General features: G+C 72.1%; 7 protein-coding genes. 2 read left to right on the forward strand and 5 right to left on the reverse strand.

Annotation, left to right across the window (positions count from 1 at the left end; translation table 11 throughout):
- Positions 1-782: ABC transporter ATP-binding protein (locus tag VFZ20_RS01740; RefSeq protein ID WP_329682090.1), on the reverse strand; the 782-nt coding region annotated here is incomplete at its 3' end.
- A 206-nt stretch (positions 783-988) separates the two neighbouring features.
- Between VFZ20_RS01740 and VFZ20_RS01745 the strand changes: the two genes are divergently transcribed.
- A complete protein-coding gene (locus VFZ20_RS01745; protein ID WP_329682091.1) occupies positions 989-2,185 on the forward strand; it encodes a branched-chain amino acid ABC transporter substrate-binding protein in 1,197 nt (398 codons plus the stop codon).
- Positions 2,182-3,912, forward strand: a complete 1,731-nt coding sequence (locus VFZ20_RS01750) for a methyl-accepting chemotaxis protein (protein ID WP_329682092.1) — start codon at positions 2,182-2,184, stop codon at positions 3,910-3,912. Before VFZ20_RS01745 ends, VFZ20_RS01750 begins: the two co-directional genes overlap by 4 nt.
- Before the next feature lie 564 nt (positions 3,913-4,476).
- Here VFZ20_RS01750 and VFZ20_RS01755 read toward each other — a convergent pair.
- The 4 genes from VFZ20_RS01755 to VFZ20_RS01770 all read right to left on the reverse strand — a co-directional run bounded on the left by VFZ20_RS01755 (position 4,477) and on the right by VFZ20_RS01770 (position 8,112).
- Positions 4,477-4,860 carry a cupredoxin family copper-binding protein gene (locus tag VFZ20_RS01755; protein WP_329682093.1) on the reverse strand — a complete coding sequence of 128 codons (384 nt, stop codon included), beginning with the start codon at positions 4,858-4,860 and terminating at the stop codon, positions 4,477-4,479.
- Positions 4,857-5,960, reverse strand: coding sequence for a cupredoxin family copper-binding protein (locus VFZ20_RS01760; RefSeq protein WP_329682094.1), 1,104 nt, complete (start codon positions 5,958-5,960; stop codon positions 4,857-4,859). The genes VFZ20_RS01755 and VFZ20_RS01760 overlap by 4 nt, the downstream gene beginning before the upstream one ends.
- A gap of 68 nt (positions 5,961-6,028) precedes the next feature.
- Complete coding sequence (locus VFZ20_RS01765) at positions 6,029-6,457, reverse strand: plastocyanin/azurin family copper-binding protein (protein WP_329682095.1); 429 nt, start codon at positions 6,455-6,457, stop codon at positions 6,029-6,031.
- Between the two features lie 137 nt (positions 6,458-6,594).
- The gene (locus VFZ20_RS01770) at positions 6,595-8,112 is read right to left on the reverse strand and encodes an Ig-like domain-containing protein (RefSeq protein ID WP_329682096.1); all 1,518 of its coding nucleotides are present in this window, start codon (positions 8,110-8,112) and stop codon (positions 6,595-6,597) included.
- Positions 8,113-8,512: the final 400 nt, after the last annotated feature.

Genomic DNA, 8,512 nt, shown 5'->3' on the forward strand with positions numbered 1-8,512 from the left:
AAGAACAGCGCGTAGTAGGTGATGGAGCGCAGGTTGGCTTCCAGGTGGTCCGCGTTCACGGCCTGGAAGCGCGAGAACGTGCGGTCCTCGCGCCCGAACAGCTGGACGACGCGGATGCCGCTCACGTGCTCCTGCGTGAACGCGTTGATGCGCGCCAGCCGCACGCGGATGTCGCCGTAGGCCTTGCGGATGAGCCCGCGGAAGACGAAGGTGGCCACGGCCACGAGCGGCAGCACCGTGAAGGTGACCAGGGCCAGGCGCCAGTCCAGCTGCAGCATCATCCCCAGGATGAACACCAGCGTGAACACGTCGCCAAAGATGGTCACCAGGCCGGACGAGAACGCCTCGTTGAGCTGCTCCACGTCGTTGGTGACGCGGGTCATCAGCCGCCCGACGGGGTTCTTGTCGAAGTAGCGCAGGGAAAGCCGCTGCAGGTGGGCGAACACTTCCACCCGCAGGTCGTACATCACCCGCTGCCCCAGCCAGGTGGTGAGCAGCGTGTGCGCGTACTCGCAAAAGAAGGCGAGGACCAGCGCGCCCACGTACGCCAGCACCAGCCGTCCCAGCAGCCCCACGTCGCGCCCGGGCAGCGCCCGGTCCAGGGCCACCTTGGTGAGGTACGGGCCCGCCAGCTCCAGCGCCGCGCCCGCGAACAGCAGCAGAAGCGAGACGGCCACGGACAGGCGATACGGGCGCAGGTAGCCCACCAGCCGGCGCAGCAGGGCCCGGTCGGGCTTTTTGTCCTGGGCCTCTTCCTCTTGTCCGGCGCGCGCGGCGCTCACGCGCGCCTCCACGCGCGCGCGAAGGGCGCCGCGCCGCGCAAACAGGCGTTGTTGCAGGCAGATCGCATGGCGCGCAACGTAGCAGGGGGGCCGGCGGGCGGCAACGTGGCCGGAGTGCGTCGTTGACAACTTCTTGGCGCGTGCCTAGCTTGGGCCACTCTCCCTCGTTCTGCTCCACACTGCTCCACGTCCCCCGGTTTCAAACGATGTCCGTTGACGAACCCGGCCGGGCGCCGCGTCCCGCGCGGCCCGTACGCAACGCCGCACGCCGTGCCGCCCTGGCGGCGCTGGGCCTCGCCGCCGTCGCCGGCTGCGCCCGCGCGGGGGGCGGGGGAGGCGGCGACACGCTCACGCTGGGCCTGGCCGTCCCGCTGACGGACACCGAGGGCAAGCCGGACGTGTACGGCGTGCGCTCGCGCATGGGCGCCGAGCTGGCCGTGGAGGAGCTGAACGCCCGCAACGCATTCGGCGGCGCGCGGCTGGTGCTGCGCCTGGTGAACGACCGGGGCGACCCCGAGACGGCCATCGACGTGGCCGATTCGCTGGTGCAGGACGGCAGCGTGCTGGCCGTGGTAGGCCACGTGTACAGCGGCGCCACCATCCAGGCCGCCACCCGCTACGAGGGCAACCTTCCCGCCGTGGCCACCAGTGCCACGAGCCCGGACATCAGCCGGCTGGGAGACTGGATCTTCCGCGTGGCCAGCAGCGACAGCGCCAACGCCGTCGCCCTGGCCCGCGCGGCGCAGGGGATGGGCCGGCGCATCGCCATCCTGTACGCCAACGACGACTACGGCCAGGGGCTGGCCCGCAACTTCGCGGCGGCCCTGCGGGCGGCCGGCGCGCAGGTGGCGGCCATGGACCCGTTCCTGGACGATACGAACGACTTTCGCCCGTACCTGCAGCGGATGAAGGCGCGGGGCGTGGACCTGGTGTTCGTGGCCGGGCTGCAGGAGCCCGCCGCGCGGGCCATCCGGCAGGCGCAGGAGGTGGGGCTGGCCGCGCGCTTCGTGGGCGGCGACGGCATCGAGGGGCTGGCGGCCATGGGCGCGCGCTACGACGGCACGGCCGTGGGCGTGCTCTTTCATCCGCAGATGTCGGACTCGTCGCGGGCCTTCGTGCAGCGCTACCGTGCACGGTACCGCGAGGACCCCGATTCGCAGGCCGCGCTGGCGTACGACGCCGTGCGGCTGCTGGCCCGGGCGCTGGAGGAGGGGCACCGCGACCCGCGCGCCATCCGCGACTGGCTGGCCGGTGTGGGGCGGGACGGACGGGAAGGCGCACCCGCCTTCGAGGGCGTGGCGGGGACTGTGAAATTCGATGAACACGGAGACCCGGTGGACAAGCGGTTCACGATGGGAGTGATCCAGGGCGGCACGATCTCCCTCCCGGAGGCCGGCCGATGAGCGCGCGGTGGAGCCAGTCCGCCGGCGGCGTGTGGTCGCGGCTGCAGAACCGCCTGCGCATCGGCGGCGCCGTCATCGTGGCGCTGGTGCTGCTGGGCGCCGGCATCTCCGCGTTCAGCCTGGAACGGGTGAGCAGCGACATGCAGGGCCGCCTGGCCGACCTGCGCCGCAGCTCCGAGATCGGCACGGCGCTAGAGTCGCTCATCCTGAACCAGATCGCCGCCGGGGAGCGGTACCTGGTCACCCCGGACCCGCGCTTTGAGCAGGCGTTCGCGGAGTTCGGCCGCCGCGCGCACGAGCAGCGCCGCCAGTACAAGGACCTCACGGGCCTCACGTCCAACGAGCAGCAGAAGATCGCGGCCGTGGAGCAGGCCCACCAGCGCATCGAGGTGGAGTACGCTCTGGCCCACGCGCAGGTGGACGTGGGCGACCGCGCCGGCGCCCTGGCCCGCGTGGCCGCCGTGCGCCCCCGCACCCAGGAGTTGGAAGAGGCCATCCGCGAGATCAGCGCCACGCAGGCGGAAAAGGTGAGCACGGCGGCCGCCCAGCTGCGGCGCGAGACGCGCCAGTGGGAGCTCATCCTGCTGGTGATGGCCATCACGGCCGCCCTGGGCACGGCGGCGCTCATCTACCGCGCCATGCGGTGGATCCAGGACCCGCTCTCGTCGCTCGTGGGCGCCGCCGAGCGCCTGGGCCAGGGCGACCTGCGCGAGGGGCTGGACGAGCGGCGCGGCGCCATGACGGTGGAGTTCGCGGCCCTGGCCGGCGCGTTCGACCAGACGGCCGGGCAGCTGCGCACCATCGTGGGCGAGACGGTGTCCACGGCGGAGCGCATCAGCAACTTCGCCAGCGACCTCAGCAGCATCAGCGAGGAGGTCGCGGCATCCAGCGGCGAGGTGGCCACGGCCATGGTGGGCATCGCCAGTGGCGCCGAGACGCAGTCGCAGGGGCTGCAGGCCACCAAGGAGGCCCTGGAGGAGATGGGCCGCCGCTCCGGCGACATCGTCAACGCATCGCAGATGGTGACCTCGCTCAGCGAGCAGATCTACCTGGTGGCGGCGCAGAGCCGGCAGGAGGTGGGCTCGGCCCTGCAGCGGCTGCTGGAGATCCGCGAGGCGGTCACGGACAGCGCCGCCAAGGTGACGGAGCTGGAGCAGGCGTCGCTGCAGATTGACCGGTTCGTGGAAACCATCACGGCCATCGCCCGGCAAACCAACCTGCTGGCCCTGAACGCCGCCATCGAGGCCGCGCGCGCCGGCGAGCACGGCCGCGGCTTCGCGGTGGTGGCCGAGGAGGTGCGCAAGCTGGCCGAGGGCAGCGCCCGGGCGGCCAACGAGGTGGCGGGCAACGTGTCCGGCATCCGCAGCCGCATCGAGGAGGTGGTGACCTCCATGGGCCGCGGCACGGGCAAGGTGGGCGACGTGGAAGAGGTGTCGCGCGGCGCCGACGCGGCCCTGGAGCAGATCCTGGCGGCCGTGGACGGCGTGCGCCTGGCCGCCGACCAGGTAGAGGAGGCCGCCGCCCGCAACGCCGCGGCCATGGAGGGCGTGGAGGCGTCGCTGGCCGAGGTGTCGGGCACGAGCGAGTCGCACGCCGCCAGCGCCGAGGAGGTAAGCGCCGCCGCCGAGGAGCAGAGCGCCGCCACGCAGGAGATGTCGGCCAGCAGCGCCGAGCTGCTGCACGCCGCCGAGCGCATGCGCGAGCTGGTGAGCGGCTTCCGGACCTGACGAAAGTGCGTGAGTGCGGTAGTGCGTGAGTGCGGAAGTGAGCTCCGCGCGAAGGCCCGCTTCCCTGGAGGGAGGCGGGCCTTTCGCTTGTCTGGAAGCCGGTCGGGAAGCGCCGTCCCCCAGCCGGAGCGAATGGTTCCGATTGTGGATCTGATCGGGGAAGGCCGTCTCCCAGCCGGAGCGAATGAATTCGCCGCTGGAAAGGCACGAAGTCCGCCTGCGCGGACTGCCCCAGAGAGGGCGGGGCACGTGCACCGGAGCGCGGTTCACGTGATGGAGCCTCGCGCAGTTTGCCCGGCTTTCCGCTGTCATTGCGGCGGATTAAGCCGCTCCCGGCGCGGTGGATTCGGCCGTGGGCACGATGGTGGGTCGTGCCGGGGTTGGGTTCTCCTCTCTCCGCGCGGAACGAGCGGGGAGAGGCCGGGAGAGGGGCGGGCCGCTTTCGGCGAGAGCCTCCCGAATGTCCAGGCGAAGGTCTCCCTTCCCCCATTCAGTTTATGGGGGAAGGGTCGGGGATGGGGGGCGCTCGCCCGTGCGCCGATCCTGTCCGGTCAGCATCATCCCTCAGCCCACCACCACCGTCCCCTTCATGCTGGGGTGCGGCGTGCAGTGAAAGGGGAACGAGCCGGCCGCGTTGAACGTGCGCTGGAACGTGCTCCCCGGCGTGAGCGCGCCGGAATCCCACACGCCGGCGTCGGAGGTGGACGTGTGCGTCTCCGTGTCGCAGTTGACGAACGTCACCGTCGTCCCGGGACTCACCTGGAGCGACTGCTGCACGAAGGCGAAGTTGCGGATCTGGATCACGTTGGCGGGCGTGCCCTCGCACAGGTCGCCGGCGGGCGGGTTGGATCCGGCCACGCGCTCCGAGAAGCACCCGGCCAGCGACCCCGTCGCCACGGCCAGGGCAAAGGCGGCGCACGAGAAGCTGTAGGCGGCGCGCAGGTTCATCGTACGATCACCACTCCCTTCATGAACGGGTGCGGGGTGCAGGAAAAGTCGTAGGTGCCGGGCGTGGTGAACGTGTACGCCCACGTCTGCCCCGGCTGGATGAGGCCGCTGTCGAAGCCGCGGTCCGCGGCCGTGACCGTGTGCGCCAGGGGATCGTTGTTGGTCCACTCCACGGTCGTCCCCGCGGCGACCTCGATGCGGGCCGGGGCGAACGCCATGTTGCGGATGTCCGCCTGCTGCAGCGTTCCCGCGGCGCGTGCGGCGGCCACGTCCACGGCCGGTGTGGGCGCGGGGGCGCCGGGCGGGGGCGGAACGGAGCCATGTCCGCCCGTGGCGCTGGGGCCAAACCAGCGCGACAGCGTGAGGGGGATGGTGAACTCGAAGCCGTAGCGCACCGTCTCTTCCCCCCGTGACATGCCCTGCAGCGTGTACGCGTTGGTGTTGCCCGCCTGCAGCGACAGCGTGTGCGGCGTGAGGGGGATGGCCAGGTGCAGCCCCGCGCTCCACGCCACCTCCTCGCCGTCCGCGCGGTCCGTGAGCGTGGCCACGTCCCCCGCCAGCGCGAAGTACCGGCTGATGCGCAGGGTGCCGCCGCCCGCCACGGCGTAGCGGCGCTCTCCCTCCTGCAGCGGATCGCTCAGCACGCGCCCGGCCGTTACAACGCGCAGGGGGCCCATCCGCCGCGCCAGCGACACCTCGGCGTCCAGACCTTTCGCGGCGTTGTTGTAACCCACCTGCCCGGCCACGTCCATCGGCGCGCCGTCGTCCTGGCGCAGCAGCGCGTGGCGTCCCCAGAACTCCCACTCGTTGGGGAACGCGGGCGCCAGCGCGCTGTTGGTGGCGTAGTGCACGCCCACCATGGTGCGCAGGGGCAGCCCGGCGGCCACGGTGAACGTGGGCACGTTGCTCACCTTGCGGACGGGCGCGTCGCTGCTGGTAAAGCGGTGCAGGAAGTTGAAGTACAGCGTGCCGGGGTTGCCCACCCATCCGCCGGACAGGTTGGGCGGGCGGTCCAGCAGGGACTGGGCGCCGGCCATGGCGGGCACGCCCAGGGCGGCGGCGAGCACCAGTGCGCGCGCGGCGCTGCGAATGGGGATCAACGGAGCCTCCGGTCGGGTGGCGGGGGCGGCCGCGGCGGGCGCGCCCCCGGAAGCAGCGGGACGGTGGATTACTGGACGGTGATCACGCCCTTCATGCCCATGCCCATGTGGGGCAGGCACGAGATCTCGTAGCGGCCGGCGGGTACGCCCGCGAAGCTCACCGTGTAGCTGTCGCCCGTGTTGATGACGAACGGCCCGGAGAGCGGGGCGATCTGGTTGGGCATCCCCGCCGTCAGGGCGGCCGCCGCGGGGCCCGTGACCTTGGCCGCGTCGAACGCCACGTTGTGGGGCCCGCCGCTGGCCGTGGTGAAGCGCACCTGGTCACCGGCGCGGATGGTGAGGCTCGCGGGCTCGAAGCGCGCCGTGGTGCCTTCCATGATCATGCGCACCTGGTGCACGGCCGGGGGCGGCGCCGCGTCGGCCTGCGCGCGGGTGGCCAGCACGGCAGCGGGGGCGGCGAGGGTCGCGATCATCAGGGTGGTGAGGAACTTCTTCATGGGCTTGGACTCCTTGTTTGTGAACTGCGGGGAATAGGGAACAGGGAATAGGGAATAGCCTGCAACTGCTTGTCAGCCGACTACATCCGCCTCATCCCTGTCTTTCGCACTTTCGCACTTTCGCACTTTCGCACTCATCACGGCTGCACGACCACCGTGCCGTTCATCCCGGAGTGCCGGGTGCAGGCGTAGCTGTAGGTGCCGGCTGTCGTGAACGTGCGCGCGGCGGATCCGCCCACGTCCGTGTCGGGGATGTTGCCACCCGTGGGCGCCGTGCCGCTGAACGTCACGTTGTGGCGGCTGCTCCCGGTGAACTGCCACGTCACAGTCCCGCCCGCCGCGATGGTCACCGTCGCGGGGCTGAAGCTGGTGCCGGGCGTGGTCACCGTCGCGGCCAGTGGCGCGCCGGGCGGGGGTGGAGGCGGCGTGGTGCCGCCCACCGTCAGCGTGACGGCCGCCTCGCGCGTCACGCCGCCGTGGGTGATGCGCGCCGTGATGGCCGCCGTCCCCGCCGCCACGCCCGTGACCGTGCCCGTCGCCCCGACTGTCGCCCGCGCCGCGTCCGACGTCGTCCAGTTCGCGGCCGGCACGCCCGTCATCGGCTGGCCCGCCTGGTCCAGCGGCGTGGCCGTGAGCTGCACCGTGCTGCCGACGGACACCGCCGGGCTGGCCGGCGTGATGCGCACGGAGGTGAGGACGGGCTGCTGCGTGCCGCCTTGCGTGACCGTCACCGTGCCACCGTGGTCGCCGTCGTGGCGATTGCACGTGTAGGTGTAGGTGCCCGCCGCGGGAAACGTGCGGCTGACGGACCGGCCTCGGTCGATGCGCCCGATGCTGCCGCCCGTGGGCGCCGCGCCCGTCCAGGTGACGTCGTGCTCCTCGTCCACCATCGTCCACGTCACCGTGCCGCCCGCGGCGATGGTCACGGCCGATGGCGTGAACGCGTCGTCCACGCCCTGCACCGTGGCCGTGGACGGGACCGGCGGGGGCGCGGGCGCCGCGACGGTGACGTTCGCCGTGGCCGTCCACGTCCGCCCGCCGGAGGTGAACGACGCCGTGACGGTCGTGCTCCCCGCGGCTACGCCCGTCACCGTGCCGCTCGCGACGCTGGCCCGCGACGGGTCCTGCACCGACCACGCGACGGCAGGCAGGCCGGTGATGCGCGCGCCGCTCGCGTCTGTGGCGATGGGCTCGAACGGCTGCGCGGCGCCTATGGAGAGCGTGACGCTCGCCGGGTTCAGCGCGAACGCGGCCACGGTCTGCGCGGGCGGGTTGGTGGGCGGGGCGCTCGCCGCCAGCACGGCGATGCCGTACGTGGCCGTCTTGGTCACGCCGCCCATCGTCAGGCTGCCGGTGATGGTGGACGCGCCCGCCTTGAGGCCGCGCACCACGCCCGCGCCGTCCACCGTGGCGACGGTCGCGTCGCTGCTGGTGAACGATGGCGTGGCGCCCGCGAGCGGCTGGCCCGTGGCGTCCTTGGCGACCACTTCCATGATCATCGTGTCGCCCACCGTCACCGCGCCCTCGGGGTGTGAGATGGCGAACGACGCCAGCGTGCCGCCGTCCGTGCCCGGACCGCCGCCCGTGACGGGGGCCGCGCCGCCGCCTCCGCACGCGGCCAGCACCGCGAGCGCCAAAAAGGTACTGCTCCGCATCCTGCCTCCTGTGATAAAGCTCGCCGCGTCCCGTGTCGCCGCTCGGCGGACGCTGGACCGGCGCCGACTCCCGGAAAGGCAACACAAGGACCGCATGCCGCCGGGGGCGACAAGGACGCGCTATCTCGATGTGGATGTGGCGTTTAGATGGATTCTCGGACGCGGAGGCGGATGCGCCGGCAGTGTCTCGTTTCGATGCACGCTGTCCGCCCCCGGTCCACGCCGATCCGATTCGGGACAGGATTGCAGGGCACATTCGGTGATGTCTGACGAGAAGTGAGCAGCGGAGGCGCGCGGCAGGGTGGAGCGCGAGTGAGTGATCGGTATCGCGCGCCGACCCGTGTCTCGTGATGCAGTTCTCCCCCTCCCCCGCGAAGCGGGGGCAGGGGGCGGGGGGAGG

The organism is Longimicrobium sp., assembly GCF_036280135.1.
In the GTDB taxonomy this organism is placed as follows: Bacteria; Gemmatimonadota; Gemmatimonadetes; order Longimicrobiales; family Longimicrobiaceae; genus Longimicrobium.

Coding starts and splice junctions, on each gene's coding strand:
- VFZ20_RS01745 (WP_329682091.1), top strand. CDS start 989: ATGTCCGTTGACGAACCCGGCCGGGCGCCGCGTCCCGCGCGGCCCGTA.
- VFZ20_RS01750 (WP_329682092.1), top strand. CDS start 2,182: ATGAGCGCGCGGTGGAGCCAGTCCGCCGGCGGCGTGTGGTCGCGGCTG.
- VFZ20_RS01755 (WP_329682093.1), bottom strand. CDS start 4,860: ATGAACCTGCGCGCCGCCTACAGCTTCTCGTGCGCCGCCTTTGCCCTG.
- VFZ20_RS01765 (WP_329682095.1), bottom strand. CDS start 6,457: ATGAAGAAGTTCCTCACCACCCTGATGATCGCGACCCTCGCCGCCCCC.
- VFZ20_RS01770 (WP_329682096.1), bottom strand. CDS start 8,112: ATGCGGAGCAGTACCTTTTTGGCGCTCGCGGTGCTGGCCGCGTGCGGA.